This is a genomic window from Caballeronia sp. INML1, from assembly GCF_023631085.1.
Classification (GTDB): domain Bacteria; phylum Pseudomonadota; class Gammaproteobacteria; order Burkholderiales; family Burkholderiaceae; genus Caballeronia; species Caballeronia turbans.
In genome coordinates, this window is sequence record NZ_JALQDT010000014.1 from 1 (window position 1) to 15,647 (window position 15,647).

The 15,647-nt window shown below is 64.5% G+C and carries 25 protein-coding genes and 1 tRNA gene; 16 read left to right on the forward strand and 10 right to left on the reverse strand.

Annotation, left to right across the window (positions count from 1 at the left end; genetic code table 11):
- Window positions 1–268 precede the first annotated feature (268 nt).
- Both NCR38_RS05965 and NCR38_RS05970 read left to right on the forward strand, forming a co-directional pair.
- Window positions 269–766: a heme-degrading domain-containing protein gene (locus NCR38_RS05965; RefSeq protein ID WP_061117511.1), complete on the forward strand. Its 498-nt coding sequence runs from the start codon at window positions 269–271 to the stop codon at window positions 764–766.
- Between the two features lie 46 nt (window positions 767–812).
- Window positions 813–1,151, forward strand: a complete 339-nt coding sequence (locus NCR38_RS05970) for a multidrug efflux SMR transporter (protein WP_061117510.1) — start codon at window positions 813–815, stop codon at window positions 1,149–1,151.
- A gap of 21 nt (window positions 1,152–1,172) precedes the next feature.
- Here NCR38_RS05970 and NCR38_RS05975 read toward each other — a convergent pair whose 3' ends face one another.
- A complete protein-coding gene (locus tag NCR38_RS05975) occupies window positions 1,173–1,556 on the reverse strand; it encodes a hypothetical protein (protein ID WP_061117509.1) in 384 nt (127 codons plus the stop codon).
- 314 nt (window positions 1,557–1,870) lie between these two features.
- Between NCR38_RS05975 and NCR38_RS05980 the strand changes: the two genes are divergently transcribed.
- From NCR38_RS05980 to NCR38_RS06005, 6 genes are all read left to right on the forward strand, one after another.
- Complete coding sequence (locus NCR38_RS05980) at window positions 1,871–2,137, forward strand: hypothetical protein (protein ID WP_061117508.1); 267 nt, start codon at window positions 1,871–1,873, stop codon at window positions 2,135–2,137.
- Window positions 2,137–2,490 (forward strand): hypothetical protein, encoded by a 354-nt coding sequence (locus NCR38_RS05985; protein ID WP_250476579.1) that lies wholly within the window; start codon window positions 2,137–2,139, stop codon window positions 2,488–2,490. Before NCR38_RS05980 ends, NCR38_RS05985 begins: the two co-directional genes overlap by 1 nt.
- Before the next feature lie 185 nt (window positions 2,491–2,675).
- A complete protein-coding gene (locus tag NCR38_RS05990; RefSeq protein WP_061117506.1) occupies window positions 2,676–2,960 on the forward strand; it encodes a DUF1488 domain-containing protein in 285 nt (94 codons plus the stop codon).
- A 225-nt stretch (window positions 2,961–3,185) separates the two neighbouring features.
- A complete protein-coding gene (locus tag NCR38_RS05995; RefSeq protein ID WP_061117505.1) occupies window positions 3,186–3,368 on the forward strand; it encodes a hypothetical protein in 183 nt (60 codons plus the stop codon).
- Window positions 3,369–3,417: 49 nt separating this feature from the next.
- Window positions 3,418–4,134: a TetR/AcrR family transcriptional regulator gene (locus NCR38_RS06000; protein WP_250476580.1), complete on the forward strand. Its 717-nt coding sequence runs from the start codon at window positions 3,418–3,420 to the stop codon at window positions 4,132–4,134.
- Window positions 4,131–5,240, forward strand: a complete 1,110-nt coding sequence (locus NCR38_RS06005) for an enoyl-CoA hydratase/isomerase family protein (RefSeq protein WP_061117503.1) — start codon at window positions 4,131–4,133, stop codon at window positions 5,238–5,240. The genes NCR38_RS06000 and NCR38_RS06005 overlap by 4 nt, the downstream gene beginning before the upstream one ends.
- 27 nt (window positions 5,241–5,267) lie before the next feature.
- On the opposite strand, the gene NCR38_RS06010 is transcribed toward NCR38_RS06005, so the two are convergent.
- Together NCR38_RS06010 and NCR38_RS06015 are read right to left on the reverse strand one after the other, a co-directional pair.
- Window positions 5,268–5,693 carry a hypothetical protein gene (locus NCR38_RS06010; RefSeq protein WP_250476581.1) on the reverse strand — a complete coding sequence of 142 codons (426 nt, stop codon included), beginning with the start codon at window positions 5,691–5,693 and terminating at the stop codon, window positions 5,268–5,270.
- 109 nt (window positions 5,694–5,802) lie between these two features.
- Window positions 5,803–6,048 (reverse strand): hypothetical protein, encoded by a 246-nt coding sequence (locus NCR38_RS06015; RefSeq protein WP_086960893.1) that lies wholly within the window; start codon window positions 6,046–6,048, stop codon window positions 5,803–5,805.
- Window positions 6,049–6,204: 156 nt separating this feature from the next.
- Here NCR38_RS06015 and dusA point away from each other — a divergent pair, with 156 nt between their 5' ends.
- From dusA to NCR38_RS06040, 5 genes are all read left to right on the forward strand, one after another.
- Window positions 6,205–7,209: a tRNA dihydrouridine(20/20a) synthase DusA gene (gene dusA / locus NCR38_RS06020; RefSeq protein WP_250476582.1), complete on the forward strand. Its 1,005-nt coding sequence runs from the start codon at window positions 6,205–6,207 to the stop codon at window positions 7,207–7,209.
- Window positions 7,210–7,327: 118 nt separating this feature from the next.
- A tRNA-His gene (locus NCR38_RS06025) sits at window positions 7,328–7,403 on the forward strand.
- A gap of 139 nt (window positions 7,404–7,542) precedes the next feature.
- A complete protein-coding gene (locus tag NCR38_RS06030) occupies window positions 7,543–7,845 on the forward strand; it encodes a hypothetical protein (RefSeq protein WP_250476583.1) in 303 nt (100 codons plus the stop codon).
- Between the two features lie 34 nt (window positions 7,846–7,879).
- Window positions 7,880–8,272 (forward strand): DUF5594 family protein, encoded by a 393-nt coding sequence (locus tag NCR38_RS06035; protein ID WP_061117439.1) that lies wholly within the window; start codon window positions 7,880–7,882, stop codon window positions 8,270–8,272.
- 113 nt (window positions 8,273–8,385) lie between these two features.
- Window positions 8,386–8,589 (forward strand): hypothetical protein, encoded by a 204-nt coding sequence (locus NCR38_RS06040; RefSeq protein ID WP_061117621.1) that lies wholly within the window; start codon window positions 8,386–8,388, stop codon window positions 8,587–8,589.
- A 31-nt stretch (window positions 8,590–8,620) separates the two neighbouring features.
- Here the strand turns inward: NCR38_RS06040 and NCR38_RS06045 are convergent, their stop codons facing one another.
- Window positions 8,621–9,652 carry an acetylserotonin O-methyltransferase gene (locus NCR38_RS06045; RefSeq protein WP_250476584.1) on the reverse strand — a complete coding sequence of 344 codons (1,032 nt, stop codon included), beginning with the start codon at window positions 9,650–9,652 and terminating at the stop codon, window positions 8,621–8,623.
- Window positions 9,653–9,885: 233 nt separating this feature from the next.
- Between NCR38_RS06045 and NCR38_RS06050 the strand changes: the two genes are divergently transcribed.
- Both NCR38_RS06050 and NCR38_RS06055 read left to right on the forward strand, forming a co-directional pair.
- Window positions 9,886–10,623 carry an SDR family oxidoreductase gene (locus NCR38_RS06050; RefSeq protein WP_061117437.1) on the forward strand — a complete coding sequence of 246 codons (738 nt, stop codon included), beginning with the start codon at window positions 9,886–9,888 and terminating at the stop codon, window positions 10,621–10,623.
- A gap of 70 nt (window positions 10,624–10,693) precedes the next feature.
- The gene (locus NCR38_RS06055; protein WP_061117436.1) at window positions 10,694–11,047 is read left to right on the forward strand and encodes a putative quinol monooxygenase; all 354 of its coding nucleotides are present in this window, start codon (window positions 10,694–10,696) and stop codon (window positions 11,045–11,047) included.
- Here NCR38_RS06055 and NCR38_RS06060 read toward each other — a convergent pair.
- The 5 genes from NCR38_RS06060 to NCR38_RS06080 form a co-directional block, all read right to left on the reverse strand.
- The gene (locus tag NCR38_RS06060) at window positions 11,013–11,474 is read right to left on the reverse strand and encodes a lytic transglycosylase domain-containing protein (protein ID WP_250476585.1); all 462 of its coding nucleotides are present in this window, start codon (window positions 11,472–11,474) and stop codon (window positions 11,013–11,015) included. The two genes, NCR38_RS06055 and NCR38_RS06060, sit on opposite strands and share 35 nt — an antisense overlap.
- Before the next feature lie 36 nt (window positions 11,475–11,510).
- Entirely contained in the window at window positions 11,511–11,858 is a 348-nt protein-coding gene (locus NCR38_RS06065; protein WP_250476586.1) for a hypothetical protein, read from the reverse strand.
- A gap of 4 nt (window positions 11,859–11,862) precedes the next feature.
- Complete coding sequence (locus NCR38_RS06070) at window positions 11,863–12,255, reverse strand: hypothetical protein (RefSeq protein ID WP_250476587.1); 393 nt, start codon at window positions 12,253–12,255, stop codon at window positions 11,863–11,865.
- Between the two features lie 167 nt (window positions 12,256–12,422).
- Window positions 12,423–12,620: a hypothetical protein gene (locus NCR38_RS06075; RefSeq protein ID WP_086960877.1), complete on the reverse strand. Its 198-nt coding sequence runs from the start codon at window positions 12,618–12,620 to the stop codon at window positions 12,423–12,425.
- A gap of 54 nt (window positions 12,621–12,674) precedes the next feature.
- Window positions 12,675–14,099 carry an MFS transporter gene (locus NCR38_RS06080; RefSeq protein WP_250476588.1) on the reverse strand — a complete coding sequence of 475 codons (1,425 nt, stop codon included), beginning with the start codon at window positions 14,097–14,099 and terminating at the stop codon, window positions 12,675–12,677.
- Window positions 14,100–14,265: 166 nt separating this feature from the next.
- On the opposite strand from NCR38_RS06080, the gene NCR38_RS06085 reads away from it, so the two are divergent.
- Window positions 14,266–15,318, forward strand: a complete 1,053-nt coding sequence (locus NCR38_RS06085; RefSeq protein ID WP_061117430.1) for an NADP(H)-dependent aldo-keto reductase — start codon at window positions 14,266–14,268, stop codon at window positions 15,316–15,318.
- A gap of 82 nt (window positions 15,319–15,400) precedes the next feature.
- Here NCR38_RS06085 and NCR38_RS06090 read toward each other — a convergent pair.
- Window positions 15,401–15,647: hypothetical protein (locus NCR38_RS06090; protein WP_250476589.1), on the reverse strand; the 247-nt coding region annotated here is incomplete at its 5' end.

Here is a 15,647-nt window from a genome sequence, read left to right on the forward strand (position 1 = left end):
TAAATTGCGCGCTGTGCTTGCTCATAAAAAACACCCCAAGTCGTTGGACGGTTGTCCAACTTTTGGGGTGCAGTTCACAAGCCGGGCTTTTTGCTTTTCCGCGCGCGTATTGCGATGCGCCCAGCGTGCCAGCTCACAGGTCGCAATTGAACCGGTTCATGGCCGACTCTCGCGTGGCGACTTCACACGCGCGTGTCAAAATCGCAAAAATCTCGGCGAAGTCACATACGCCAATCCCAATCCACGCACGCTAAAGGAGTCCTCGCTCATGGACATTCCACACGTTCTGCAGGCTATCGCGCATCAGGAACACACGCTGGTGTTCCCCCAGTTTCACGCCGAGCATGCATGGCAGATCGGCGCGCAGTTGCGCGAGATGGCGCTCGCGCGCGACGCGGCCGTCGTCATCGACGTGCGCACGTTCGGCCGCAAGCTCTTCTACGCCGCGATGGACAACACCACGCCCGACAACGCGCGTTGGGTCGAGCGAAAGTCGCGCACCGTCGAGCATTTTCGCCGCAGTTCCTATGCGATCGGTCTTACGCTGCAGCAGGCCGGCGCGACGCTCGCCGACAAGTACGGTCTCGATCTCGCCGAGTTCGCGACGCACGGCGGTGCGTTTCCCTTGCGCGTATCCGGCGCGGGCGTGATCGGCTCGGTCGCGGTGTCGGGGCTTGCGCAGCGCGACGATCATCAGATGGTCGTCGAAGCGCTATGCGCCGTGCTCGGCCAGAACTTCGGCGATCTTTCGCTCGGACGCGACTGACGCCATCGACATCTTCGAACGAACACGACAACTGACGACAACAAAGATGCGCTCAACCGCTTATGTGCTCCTCGCGATCGCGATCGTCGCCGAAGTCGTCGCGACCTCCGCGCTGCGCGCCTCCGATGGCTTCACGCGCGCGCTCCCCGCGGTCATCGTCGTGACCGGATACGGGCTGTCGTTCTATCTGCTGTCGCTGACGTTGCGCGCGTTGCCCGTCGGCGTCGTGTATGCCGTGTGGTCGGGCGCGGGCATCGTGCTCATCACGCTCGTCGCGGCGCTGCTCTTCAAGCAGACGCCGGATTTGCCCGCCATGCTCGGCATGGGCCTCATCGTCGCCGGCGTGGTCGTGCTCAATGCGTTCTCGAAGATGAGCGCACACTGACACGGTCCATCGCCTGCGTGCTTACTTGCAGCGCACGATCATCGAGCGGTTCTTGACGTTCGCCGATATCACGTTGGTGATGCCGCCGCCGGTCGGGCCGCCTTCCTCGTTATCCTTCGAGACGATGTCGTATCCCGTCGCGCCGCATTTCTTGCCGGCGAGCACATAGCAGCTCGCCCAGCTCGATCCCGCGTCCGCGCCGCTGCAATTGACGGCGTAGCCGGTCTGTCCATCGGGCAGGTTGATGAGCGATGCTTCGTTCGACGACGCGCACGCGCCGAGACTCGCCACGGCGACGACCGCCGCGCCGAGTGCGGCGGCACGCAGCCAGAAGACACGCGAAACAGCGCCGCCATGTGCGGCGCGAGCGGAGATACGGCGCATGCGCCGACCGGGTTCCTTCATCTTTACCTCGTGAGAGCGAATTGCGATGTGCGCCGCCGGCCTTGTCTTCGCGGCGAGGGCGCATTTTTTGAGATAGGCATTGTCCCACACGCGGCTTACGCGACTCGTAAGCGGTTGTTATCCGCCCGAGGCGGGCGAGCAGGGCGAGGTCGCGCGGGCGCGTTGCTTGCGGATCGACGATTGGAGGTGCCTGTCCGATGAACTATTTTCCGGATCGCAGACCTTATCCATCTGGGATTTCGGTTGGAACTGCCTGCCGGGAACCTGGGAGAAATCGGCAAAAAGCGCGGCAAGCTAAAGAGGGGGAAGAAGCCATGGCGGAAAGAGTCACGGGGCCATATCGCGGGTATTACATCAGCGCCTCGGCGCGGCTCGTACGGGCTCACGGCGAACAGGACGGCGGTGCGCCGATCTATGTCGGTTCGGTCAGTCTGGCGCGCGGCGGACCGGATGACGTGCATCGCTTCGAGGCGCTCGTCGATCTCGGACCCGAGCGGCGCTTCGCAACCGAGAGCGGGGCCCTCGCGCATGTGGAGCAGGCCGCGCGCGACTACATCGACCGCTTGCTGCAAGCGACATAATGCGTCCCGTCCACCTGCGACACATGGTGCTGCACGACGTCGCGAATTGCCTGATCGACCTTTTTCCGAGCGGCGCGGATGTCGCGGAAATCGGTCTCGAGCCGACGCCCGCGCTTTTCGTGAGTTGGCGTACGAGCGGCGTCGCGAATCATCCGGGCAACATCGCCTGGGGCGTGCACTATCGCTTCGACGCGCACGTGCTGCGCGACTATCCGCACTTATCGGAGAAAGCGCGGCAACGCGTATGCGAGCGCGTGCGCGAGATGAGCCGGCTGCTCGATTTCAACTATGCCGATCCTCGGGCGAGTTCGCTGCTCGTCGTGGATATCGACGAAAGCGTTCTTGCCGCGTGAACGGCACGGGCGCTGGACCGCGCGGCGCGACCGCGGTTACCATATCGCCGAATCGATTCGTGCGAGCGTGGGCGGCGCAGTCAACGTGCTCGCATCGAATGGAGCGATAAGCGCTTGAACGTCTTCGCGTGGCCCCCGACCCAATGCTCTCCCACCGGTCGCCACGCATCAGCAACGAGACAATCATGGATATTCGTTTCCTCCCGGACGCGCCCGATTACCGCGATGCCAATCTGACCGTCGAGTTCGCCGCGATCGTCGACGGCCGGCGCGTGCCGTGCGCCATTTCCGTCGAAGCGCTCGAAGATCATTTCGGCGCGCAGTCCTACGACACCGCCGGCTGGATCGACGCGTTCGCCGCGGGCCGCACGCGCATCGAAGCCGTTGCGCGAGAGCATCTGCGCGTGACCAACGGTATGCCGGTGCTCCTGAAAAGCGGACACTTTCCGCCGGGGCGCGTCACGGTCTGATGCGCTGACACACGCAAGCCTTCGTCTCTTACACGGCGCGATGTAAGACCTCCAACGCACCGTGTTCGTTATCGACGGCGGAAACATCGCGCCTGCTTCCGCGTGATCGCGCAACGGAGTACCATCGCTCTATTCGCCGCACGCGATGCGATTCGCTCGGCACATTATTTGCTCAAAGGCATGCGCTTTCCTGAGCATCAAATATAAAAATCGCGCGGGGTCGTCATGCTTCATTCCTTTCTTCACTCACTTGTCGAGTCCAATGCGCTATGGCTCATCTGGGCAGCCGTTGGTGTGCTGATTCTTGCGCTGTGCATCGTGTTCGCGTCGGTCGTGCTCGGCGATTCGGACGAGCCGCTTTATCGAGCGGCGTCGCGCCGCAACGACAACGGCAAGATGACCATCTGAGCGCGCACCGGCGCGCCGCGATTTGACTTCGAAAGAGGCGGTGCCGACAATGCCTCGCATGGGATCGCAGGAGCGGCGCACCGAGCAAAGACGCGAACAGCGCGAGGCGCTGCGCGAGCGCATACTCGAAGTCTCGCGTGCGATCGTAAAGCGCGAAGGGTTCGCATCGCTCTCGATGAGAAAGCTCGCCGAGGCGATCGATTACTCGCCTGCCGCGCTCTATCTTCATTTCAAGAGCCGTGGCGACATCGCGCGGGCGCTGTGCAAGGAAGGGCACGCGAGTCTGCGCGACGCGTTCCTCGCGCATACATCGATCGCGGACCCGGCCGCGCGCCTGAACGCAATGGGGCGCGCGTATGTCGAATTCGGGCTGGCCGAGCCCGAGACGTATCGGCTGATGTTCATGGAGCCCGCAGGTTTCGCCGGCGCAGGCGCCGATGCCAAAGACAACGTCAATGGCAACGGTCGGGCGGCGGATTCCGGCGCGGCGGCGCTCTCGCTGATCGCGGATGCGTTCGTCGAGTTGCGTGCATCCGACCGGCTGCCGCCGCGCGCTGCGCCGGTTGCGTGCGCGGAAGGGCTGTGGGCGAATCTGCATGGCATCGTCGCGCTGAAACTGAACGGCGCGGCGTTGCCCGAGACGCCGGCCGCGACACTCGTCGAGCTGTCGCTTGACGCGTGGTACGCGCCGGTCAACGGAACTGAACCTCGGGGAACCGAAACTCGATTCAACGCACCGGATCGATCCGACACTTCAACACGATGACCACCGAAGACATCCGTATCGACACCGCCAACGGCATCGGCTTCATTGCGCTCGATCGTCCGAAGGCACTCAACGCGCTGACGCCGCTGATGCTGCGCGCGATCAGCGAGGCATTGCGCGCGTGGCGCCACGATCAGGCGATCCGCGCCGTCGTCGTCTATAGTCCGCACGTGCGGGCGTTTTGCGCGGGCGGCGATATCCGCTTTCTGTACGAGTCCGCGCAGGCGGGGGCGCGCGACGCGATCGACGCGTTCTTCACCGACGAATACAAGCTCAATCACGCGATCTTCACGTTCCCGAAGCCGTATATCGCGGTCGTGAATGGCGTCGTGATGGGCGGCGGCATGGGCATCTCGCAGGGTGCGCATCACACGGGCGGCCTGCGCATCGTCACACAGTCGACGAAGATGGCGATGCCCGAGACGCGTATCGGCCTCTTTCCCGATGTCGGCGTGAGCTGGTTCCTCGCGCGCGCGCCCGGCGCGATCGGACGCTATCTCGCGGCAACGGGCGCGAGCCTCGGCGCAGCCGATGCGCTCTATGCCCGCATGGCCGACGCCTATCTCGACGATGGCGCGCTGCCGGGACTCGTCGAATCGCTCAGGCATCAGCGCTTTCTCGATGGTGTCGAGATCGTGCGTTTCGTGCAGAACGAGACGACGAAGTACAAGGTCGCGCCGATCCCCGAGAGGAGCGAGCTCGCCGCGGCGCGCACGATGATCGACAAGCACTTCGCGGCGGGCAACGGCGCATCGATTCTCGCGTCGCTCGAGCGCGAGGCGGAGCTCGGCAACGACTGGGCGAAGCGTACGGCCGCGGAACTGCGCGAGCGTTCCCCGCTTTCCGTCGATGTAGCGCTGCAGCAAGTCGATCGCGCGAAGTTCTCGACCATGGCCGAGACGCTGCGGCGCGATCTCGACCTCACGCGCACGATGTTCGAGCGCGGCGATGTGCTGGAGGGTATTCGCGCGCGCATCGTCGACAAGGACAACGAGCCGCGCTGGAAGGTCGCGCGCGCCGAGGACGTGAACGCCGCGGATATCGACCGCATGTTCGAAAGCGCGTGGACGCCCGCGGCGCATCCGCTACGGCTTCTGAAGGACTGATGCCGCGCGGGCGGTTTTGACGGGGGATCAGTCCGACTCGCTGCCCGCCATGAACGCGCGCATGAAGACGAGTGCGCCCCAGCCCCAGATGGCGTTGGCGATGAAGTTGGGCGTGAGACGCGGCAGCAGGTTGCCGCTCGGCCAGATGCCGCGCGCCGGATCGATCACGAACACGCCGACCGCCGTCAGCACGATGCCGCCGAAGACGAGCGCGCCGATCCACGGTGCGCTGCGCTCGGGCCCAACGCGCAGGAGCCACACCATCAGCACACCGAAGATGGAGCTCCACAACGCATTGGCGATGAATTCGGGGATGCCGAGCGGAAGAAATGGTGTGATGGAAAAGCCGGCCGGATCGACGAGACCCGCTGCGTGGAGCAGCGCCAGGGTCGATTCGCGAAAAAAAAGCGCGGCGAGAAAACCGGAAACTAATGGCAGTATGACTTTTTGCATTGGCTAGACCGCTTGAAGCCGGAGGGCGCGGCTCTCTCCGATTGTCGTGACGAGCGCCATTATAGTGGCGTCGCAAGTGCTTCCAGGCCGGGTCCGGCGCTGTCGCGGGTTATTTTGCGATGGCGTCGCTCGCCGGGCTGTGATGCAGCATGCGATCGCTGTTTTGCGGCGGATTCGGGCGCTTCACCGGCATGTTGTCGGGATTGTCGGGGCGCGTGGCGCTTGCGGATGGCGCACCGGGCGCGCTCGGCGGCTTGACCATCGAGGCGCTGTCGTCCGGACGCGCGGTCTGGGCGTGCGCCGTGAACGTAGTGATGAGCAAAAGGGCGGCTGTCGCGAGGTGATGTCGGGTCATGATCGCTCTCCGCGAAGGGGAGACCCTCGATGTGCATCACGCGTGCCTGGCGCCCGGCCGATTCGGGCCGGACGACCGATCCGCCGCGCTGCGGTAAAATTGTCGATTCCCTATTAGATTCAGGCGGTTCGCGCGAAAGCGCGGCCGCCGTCGCCCATGTCAGCCGTATCGAAGACCAGCCCGCGCCGCGTTTCCGTTGCCCCGATGATGGATTGGACCGACCGCCATTGCCGGTCCCTGCACCGCCTCGTATCGCGTCAGACTTGGCTTTACACGGAAATGGTGACGACGGGCGCGCTGCTCTACGGCGATGTCGCGCGCCATCTCGCATTCACGCCCGCCGAGGCGCCCGTCGCGCTGCAACTCGGCGGCAGCGAGCCGGCCGATCTCGCAAAGAGCGCGAAGCTCGGCGAACAGTGGGGCTACGACGAAATCAACCTGAATTGCGGATGCCCGTCCGAGCGCGTGCAGCGCGGCGCATTCGGCGCGTGCCTGATGAAGGAGCCGCAGCTCGTCGCGGATTGCGTGAAGGCGATGCGCGACGCCGTATCGGTTCCGGTGACGGTCAAGCATCGCATCGGCGTGGATGCGGTCGAGGAGTACGAGTTCGTGCGCGATTTCGTCGGCACGATCGCCGATGCGGGCTGCGAGGTGTTCATCGTGCATGCGCGCAACGCGATCCTCAAAGGCTTGAGCCCTAAAGAGAACCGCGAGATTCCGCCGCTCAAGTACGAGTATGCGTATCGGTTGAAGCGCGACTTCCCGCATCTCGAAATTTCGATCAACGGTGGCATCAAGACGCTCGACGAAGTCGAAGAGCATCTGAAGCACGTCGATGGCGTGATGCTCGGCCGCGAGGCTTATCACAATCCGTACGTGCTCGCGGGCGTCGACACGCGCTTTTACGGCGCTGCGACGCCAGTGCCCTCGCGCGAGGACATCGAGGCGGGGCTCATCGACTACGCGCGTCACGAACTATCTCGCGGCACGTATCTCGGCGCCGTGACGCGCCACGCGCTGGGCCTGTATCGCGGCGTTGCGGGCGCGCGGGGATGGCGTCGTGTGCTATCCGATAATCGCCGGCTCGCAACAGGCGATCTGACGATTTTCGACGAGGCGCGCAGCCACCTTCGCGAGGCCGTGGAAGCAATCGAGTCCTGATGCGCGTACTTCGGAAAAAGATGCTCAAAGGTACTAGGCAAGCGCGATCGTTGTTCGTATAATCTCGCTTCTTGATTGCTGCAGCAGTTCAGAAGCAATCAAGATCGCGGCACCAGTGGTGGCTGTAGCTCAGTTGGTAGAGTCCAGGATTGTGATTCCTGTCGTCGTGGGTTCGAGTCCCATCAGCCACCCCACCGAGAATTCATGCAAGAAGCCCAGTCATTCGACTGGGCTTTTTGCTTTTCCGGCGTCTGTGACGCAAACGTTCACCCGCGTCGCTCTACCATGCTAGGATTTCCAAACCACCCCCCAACGACGACATTGGAGGCAGACATGACTACTTTGGCGATCGACGGTGTGCGCTGGGTCAACGACCGCGTGACCAGCGTGCGCTGGGGCAGTTTCGATCCAGCCACGAACGACTGGGCCGCGCCCACCAGCATCGTGGACGTTCAGCAAGTCGTGGACGCCCTCAAAAGCGGCAAGGAAGTCCGCACGCTCTTCACGCTCGGCGGGCGTGCCTTCCTCGGTTCGAAAGTCAGCGCCCTGCCGTATACGAACGGGCACATCGGCATTGAGGCGCGCGTGCAGGACGGGCAGATCGAGAAATCGCTCGAAGACCTGCCGCCCGTCTGAGCACGTTGCAAAACGACGCTACCGGAGACCAGCGTTGAATAGACAAAAGGCGCTCCGGTTCGAGACCGCGTATGCGCCCCGCATCGTCGAGCGCGTGGCGCGTGTTCTCGGGCGCGGCGTGCGCGTCGAGATCCTTCCATACGAGAGCACGGCCGTGCCGACGCGTCTGCGTGTCAGCGCCGAGCGTGCGCACCGCGAGGGCGACGATCGGTGCGTCTATCCATATCCGCTGAATGTATTTCTGACCTGGGACGATGGAGAAATCGAACGCCTGATGGGCATCGGCGGCGAGGCCCGATTCCTGCGATATCTCGACGCGATGGCCGCAAAGCTCGACGCCTGGCAGGGCGCGCGCGAAGTCGCTCTCGCGACGCGCTCGCAGGCGGAACCGTCGGTTCTGTTCGGCGGTCTCGATTTCGAAGCCTGATCACGGCGGCCGGCTGCCGCCCGTTAGCGCCCGTTCAGCCGACGTATCGTCAGCCTGCGCTCACGCCGCGCGTGGCGCCGGCAGGGCGCATCAACATGAACGTGGAGGTCGGTATGGCATCGTCGAATGAAGGCGATCTGCGCGCATTCGTGCAGACCGCGGAACAGGCGGGTGGTTTTGTGTGGGTGCTGACGCTCGTCGATTTTTCGGCGCGCGAAGTGAAGCGCACCCTTGTCTCCGAAGAAAACTTCGCCACCGCCGACGCCGCCCGCGACGCGGGCAACGATCGCCTGAAAGGGATGTCGAACGACCGCTGACGAAGCGTCACGCGCGCGGCGCGCCACGGATTCACTTCGTCGCGATCACCATCGAATCCGGTCCCACCAGGGGCTCGACGCGCGCCGCTGAAAATCCGGCTTCCTTCATCCAGGCGCAGCATTGCGCGCCGGTGTAATCGAAGCCGCCCGGCGTCTCGATCAGCATGTTCAGGCTCATCAAAAGGCCGAGCGCGTTCTCGCGGCGTTCGTCGTCGATGATTGCGTCGTATACGATGAGCGCGCCGCCCGGCGGCAGCGCGGCATGGCACTTTGCAAGCAGTTCGAGCTTCTGCGGCAGATTCCAGTCGTGCAGGATGTGACCCATCACGAGCACATCCGCTGACGGGCACGGATCCTTGAAGAAATCGCCAGGATAAAAGCGCAGCCGGTCCTGCAGTCCATTCGCCGCGATGTAGTCCTCGAAAACGGGTCCGACCACCGGCAGGTCGAAGCCGCCTCCCGTCAGATGCGGATGCGCCCGCGCGATCTGCACCGGCAGCGCCCCCTGCGCCGCACCGATATCGATGAAAGTCCCGTACTCACTCCACGGAAACTGCCGGGCGATCGCCTGAGCCGTGCCCATGCTCACGCCGCTCATCGCTTGCAGAAAACCGCGCAGACGCGCCGGATCGCTATAAAGCGTCTCGAAGACATTGCCGCCGTGCTTCGATTCGTTTTGCGGCAGTCCCGTGCGCAGCGCCTCGGTGAGCGATCCCCAGAACGGGTAGAGGCGCGCGTTCGCCATTTCCAGCAATCCGCCGACATACGAAGGCTTGTTGCGATCGAGGAAGAAGTCGGCGTCGCTTGCGTTCGCGTAGCGGCCGTCCTCGCGCGTCAGCAGGTTGAGCGCGACGAGCGTATCGAGAAAATCGAGCGCCCCGCGCGGATGCAGTTCGAGTGCCTGTGCGAGGTCGTCCGCCTGGCGCGCTCCGCTCGCCAGTTGCGTGAACACGCCCAGCTCGACCGCCGAGAGCAACGCTTTCGATGCCCAGAACGCCATTCCCATCTGCAGCAACCGCTCCGGATTCGGCTGTGCGGCCATGCCGCCTTGCGCGTCTTGCATGATGCGCCTCCCTGTCGAAGATACGAGGAAATGGCGAAGCTGTAAGCAGGCTGGAAAGTCTGCGTAACTGTAGGACCCGTTCCCGTCAGCTTCAAGGTGATATGTGGGCCGCATCACGTAGACGAGAACACGTTCGACGATATCGAACGAGTGCGGCAACCGCATCGTACGGATTTACGCAAACGCGCGCCCATAATCACTTCACACTGATCAACGTTCACAAGGAGAACGTCATGAATCGCTTCGACGGCAAGACAGTTCTGGTTACCGGTGGCAACAGCGGCATCGGTCTCGCGGCGGCGCAAGCATTTGCAGCCGAAGGCGCGCGGGTCGTCATCACCGGGCGCGACGAAAGCTCGCTTGCCACGGCGCGCGCTTCGCTGGGCGCGAACGCCATCGCCATCCGCAACGTGGCCGGCACGGTCGGCGCCGCGCGTGAACTCGCGCAAGCGCTGGTCGATGCAAGCATCCGGCTCGACGCGATCTTCATTAACGCGGGCGTCGGCACGTTCGCGCCGTTCACCGAGATCGACGAAAAGGCCTGGGACGAAACCTTTGCAATCAACGTGAAAGGGCCTTATTTCCAGATTCAGTCGCTGGTGCCGCTTCTGAATGAAGGCGCGTCGATCGTGCTGAATGGTTCGATCAACGCGCACATCGGCATGCCGATGTCGTCGGTGTACGCGGCGAGCAAGGCGGCGCTCATCTCGCTCGCGAAGACGCTGTCGGCGGAATTGCTGCCGCGCGGCGCGCGCGTGAATGTCGTGAGCCCCGGCCCCGTCTCGACGCCGCTGCACGGCAAGCTCGGCCTCGTCGATGAAGCCGCCGCGCAACTCCAGAGCCAGATTCCCCTCGGACGCTTCGGCAAGTCGAGCGAAGTCGCGGCGACGGTGCTGCACCTGGCATCGCCGGAATCGGGCTTCATCGTCGGCACGGAGATCGTGATCGACGGCGGCATGAGTCAGCTTTGAGTCAGCTTTGAGTCGGCTTTTAGTCGAGCGCGGGCCGCGCGCGCGGTCCGTGCAACGCGAGGTATCCATCATGAGTGACATCACTTCGTTCGTCGTGCATCTGCCGGGCAAGCCCGAGCATCGCGAAGAACTGGAAACGCGTCTTCTCGATGTGCTGGAACGCATGTCCGAGGAGCCGGATTTCATCAACACGTATCTGCATCGCGCCGCGGACGATCCCGACACGCTCGTGCTATATGAAACGTGGGCGTGCTCTGCCGCGCATTTCCGTGCGCATCATCTCGGGCGGCCGTATCGGCAGGCATACGAGGCCGTGCTGCCGCAATTGCTCGCGCGTGAGCGGACGATCGAATTCCTGACGCCGGTGCGAACCTACGAACGGAGCGCGCTCAACGCATCGCCGGCTGCAGCTCGCCCCAGTTGACGAGAATCTGCTGGATGCTGCGCGCGTAGGCGTCCCGATGTTTCGGCGATTCCGAGTGATATGCGCCGATCGCGCGCCACGTGTTGCCGTACTTGACCATCTTCTGCTTCAGCAGCCACGCGGCGACGAACACGTTGATGCACGGATCGGCGAGCGCGCGATGCGGAATGCCCTGACGCGCCAGGTCGGGGAAATGGATCGAGTTGATCTGCAACTGGCCGATATCGAGCGAGCCGTTGGCGTTGCGATTGATCGCGGCGGCATCGCCTTTCGATTCGCGCCAGGCGACCGCGCGCAGCACGAGGGGATTCACGCCCTGATAGGCGCCGGCCTGCTCGAAGCAATCGTCGGCGCGAGCGGCGCTGGCCGCGAGCGATGCGCCTAGCAGCACGCAGGCAGCGAGCGCGGCATGGGTCGAACGGAACATGAAACGTGGCTCCTTCGGGAATGGGACGCGCATCGCTCAGGGCGCGAGCGCAATGTCGATGCGATGCTCGACGTCCTTCATATACGTGCGCGATTCGTCGGACACCACGAGGCGCGGTTCCGGGCCGCTGCATCTGCAATCGGCGACGCGGCGCGTTTTCTTGCCTTTCCTGCTCGCGGATCTGGCGGGCGGTTCGTCGTCGTCGGCGGCGGCGGGGGGCAGCATCGCGAGCGTGGGCAAGGGCGGATAGACCTTCTGCACGGCGGGCCCGAGCGCCGCGAGCGTTTGCACGGAGGCGGGCGCGCTCACGTCGAGCGGACCGGCGAAGGCGCTCGTCGACAGCGACATTGCGAAGGCAAGGCTCTGGATCAGGATTCGGCGCATCGCGTCAGCCTCCCTGCGTTGGCCTGATGGACACGCTGTACGGCTGTCGCGCGCCGGCGGTCAGGTTTTCCAGGCTGAGCTTGACCGTGTGCCGGGCGGGAATGCCTTTCCAGATCGCCTGGTTGAGATACGGGAAGTCTTGCGCGAGCGCGGTGACGAGGATGGTCGTCGGCTGCTTCTGCGCGGCGGCGAGCGCACCGGCTTTCGCGAGGATCGCGGTGAGTTGCGGGTCGCGCGCGCCGAGGGCGTCGGCGGGAATCTCGAAGCGGATGATGTCGGCGCTCAACGCCGGCTTGTCGGTCTGGGTCGTGCTGGCCGTCTGCATCGGCGCGCAGCCGGCCAAGGCGAACGCGACGGCGATGGCGAAAAAAATTGACGCTGCCCCCTTCACTGGCATCTCCTGATTGAGTCATGGTGATATGCGGGTTGACGGCGCGCCTGCGCGCGACTTGATAGCCGCGCGCAAACGTTTCGCCAAATAGCAAAACTTGACTCAGAAGACAGCGATTCGAGAAATCCGCTAACGCGGATCGCGTCAAACGATGCCGCGATGTTGCGGATCGCTCAGATGGGCCACCACGCGCCGATGCTCGGCTCGGCATCGAGTGCGCGGAGGAAATCGTCCGCGAAGGCGTCGGCGGCGATCTGCCGCTCGGGCGAGCCTTCGGGTAAATCGTGGGGATTCTTCAGGCCGCGCGCGTGGCGGATGGCGGCAACCGTTTCGGTCAGGGCGGCGAGCGAGTCGAGGGTGTGGGAGTTCATACCGGGGATTACGGCACCGGCCGCGAATGCTTGAGCCCTCATGTCATAAAAGCATCACACCTTCGGCTTCCGATGCCCGGACACGAGCGCGCCCGCATCCCTCGCGAGCCCGAACAAATCCAGCACGCCGAGCAGCCCCACGAACGCGACGATCAGAAACGCGACGCTGAAATCCTCCGGCCCGATGGCATGCGCATCGTGCCCGTGCAGCCACTCGCCGATGCGCAGCGCGATCGCGCCGACGGCGACCCCGATGCCCATCGTCATCTGAAAAAGCGTGCTGGAGAGCGCCGATGCGCCGCTCATCTGCGCCTTCGGCACGTCGGCGAAACTCAGGGTGTTGAGCGCCGTGAACTGCAGCGAGCGCGACAGGCCGCTCGCGAACAGCACGACGACGATCACATACTTGGGCGTCGTCGGCGTGAGCAGGCTCATCGCGGCAAGTGACAGCGCCGCGAGCACGCCATTGACGATCAGCACCGGCCGAAAGCCGAACTGACGCATTACGGGCGTGGTGACGAGCTTCATCGAGAGATTGCCCGCGAACACGGCAAGCGTGAGCAGGCCCGAGTCGAACGCGTTCATGCCGAAGCCGACCTGGAACATCAGCGGCAACAGGAAAGGCGCCGCGCTGATCGCGACGCGAAAGAGCGATCCGCCGCCCATCGCCACGGCAAAGGTTTTCACCTTCAGCGCCGACAGATCCACGACCGGCTGCGCCGCGCGCCGCAGATGCCACCACGAAGCGATGCCCGCCGCCACGCCCACCGCGACGAGCACGCCGACGAAGGTCCAGTCGCCGTCGCTGCGCCCGACGAGCTCCATCGCGTAGAGCAGCGTCGTGCACGCGATGCCGCAGAGCGCGAAGCCCGGCAGGTCGAAGCGTCGCGTCGGGTCCTCGCGCTCGTTGCCGATATGACGCAGCGTCAGCAGCAGGCCGATCAGACCGAGCGGCACATTGAGATAGAAAATCCAGCGCCACGACGAATACGTCGTGATAAAGCCGCCGAGCGGCGGGCCGATCACCGGGGCGACGAGCCCGGGCCACGTGATGATCGCGATGGCGCGCATCAGGCCTTCCTTGGGCGTCGCGCGCAGCACGGCGAGCCGGCCGACCGGCACCATCATCGCGCCGCCGATGCCCTGCAGCACGCGCGCGGCGGCAAAGGCGGGCAGGGTCGAGGTGGTGGCGCACAGCACGGACGCCGCCGTGAAGACGGCGATCGCGCTCGCGAACACGGTGCGCAGGCCGAAGCGATCGGCCGCCCAGCCGGAAATCGGGATGAATACGGCGAGCGTGAGCAGATACGCCGTGATGCCGAGACTCATGTCGGCGGGATGCACGTTGAACGAGCGCGCCATCTGCGGTAACGCGGTGGCGATGATCGTGCCGTCGAGGTTCTCCATGAAGAAGGTCGCCGCGACGAGCGTGACGATGAGCGACGAGCCTTTTTTCTCGCGATTGCTTGCGGACGGCATCGGTCGGGCGCTCCTGCATGTCTCATTGGAAGCCTGACATTCTAGCCGCGAGAGCAGAGCTTTCGCGGCTATGGTAGTTTTTGCGATTGCCGGAAAACCAGCCACGCAGCATTTCCGACAACGCGCCGACAGCGCGCAAACAGAACGCCAACAAGAGGAATGAGCAATGAAGTTTCGGAAACTCGGTGATTCGGGTCTCGACGTCAGCCTGATCGGGCTCGGCACCATGACCTGGGGCGAGCAGAATACCGAAAGCGAAGCGCACGAGCAGATCGACTACGCGCTGGCCGAGGGCGTGAACCTGATCGATGCCGCCGAAATGTATCCGGTGCCGCCGCGCCCCGAGACGCAGGGCCGCACCGAGGAATTCATCGGCACGTGGCTCGCGAAGCATCCCGCAAAACGCAGCGACATCGTGCTCGCGACGAAGATCGCCGGGCCCGCGCGCCAGCCGCACAATCCGCGGCATATCCGCGGCGCGGGCAACCAGTTCGATCGCAAGAACCTGAACGAAGCCATCGACGGCAGCCTGAAGCGTCTGCAGACGGATTACGTCGATTTGTACCAGTTGCACTGGCCCGATCGCAGCACGATGACCTTCGGCCGCCCGGCATACCCGTATATCGACGACGAATACAGCGTGCCCATCGAGGAAACGCTCGCCGCACTCGCCGATCTCGTGAAGGCGGGCAAGATTCGCCATGTGGGCGTGTCGAACGAAACGCCGTGGGGTGTCGCCCAGTTCCTGCGCGCGGCCGAAAAGGCGGGGCTGCCGAAGATCGTCAGCATCCAGAATCCGTACAGCCTCGTGAACCGCACGTATGAGCTCGGCCTGTCGGAATTCACGCATAAGGAAGGCGTCGGGCTGCTCGCGTATTCGCCGCTCGCTTTCGGCTGGCTGTCGGGCAAGTACGAAGGCGGGGCGCGTCCCGCCGGCGCGCGCATCACGCTGTTCGAGCGCTTTCAGCGCTACAGCAAGCCCCAGGCGATCGCCGCGATCACCTCCTATGTCGAACTGGCGAAGCGCCACGGCCTCACGCCGACGCAACTCGCGCTCGCGTTCGTCAACACGCGGCCCTTCACGACGAGCACGCTGATCGGCGCGACGTCGATGGCGCAGTTGAAAGAGAACATCGAAAGCGTGAACGTCGAACTGTCGGAGGAAATTCTGAGCGAAATCGAGGCGCTGCACGAACGCCAGCCGAATCCGGCGCCCTGAAATTTCCTGTCTGCTCAGGGATTTGTCGAAGAATCGGATGGGCTGGCCGCGAATGTGTCAGCATTGACGTTCGCGCGGCGGATCAGCGCATCGCCTGAAAATCGTGCCGAAGGATGCCGCAGGCGTGCAGTGCGCGCATCCTTTTCGTAATACCGCCGTGGGGGGGGGGGGGGGGGGGGGGGGGGGGGGGGGGGGGGGGGGGGGGGGGGGGGGGGGGGGGGGGGGGGGGGGGGGGGGGGGGGGGGGGGGGGCGGGGGGGGGGGGGGGGGGGGGGGGGGGGGGGGGGGGGGGGGGGGGGGGGGGGGGGGGGGGGGGGGGGGGGGGGGGGG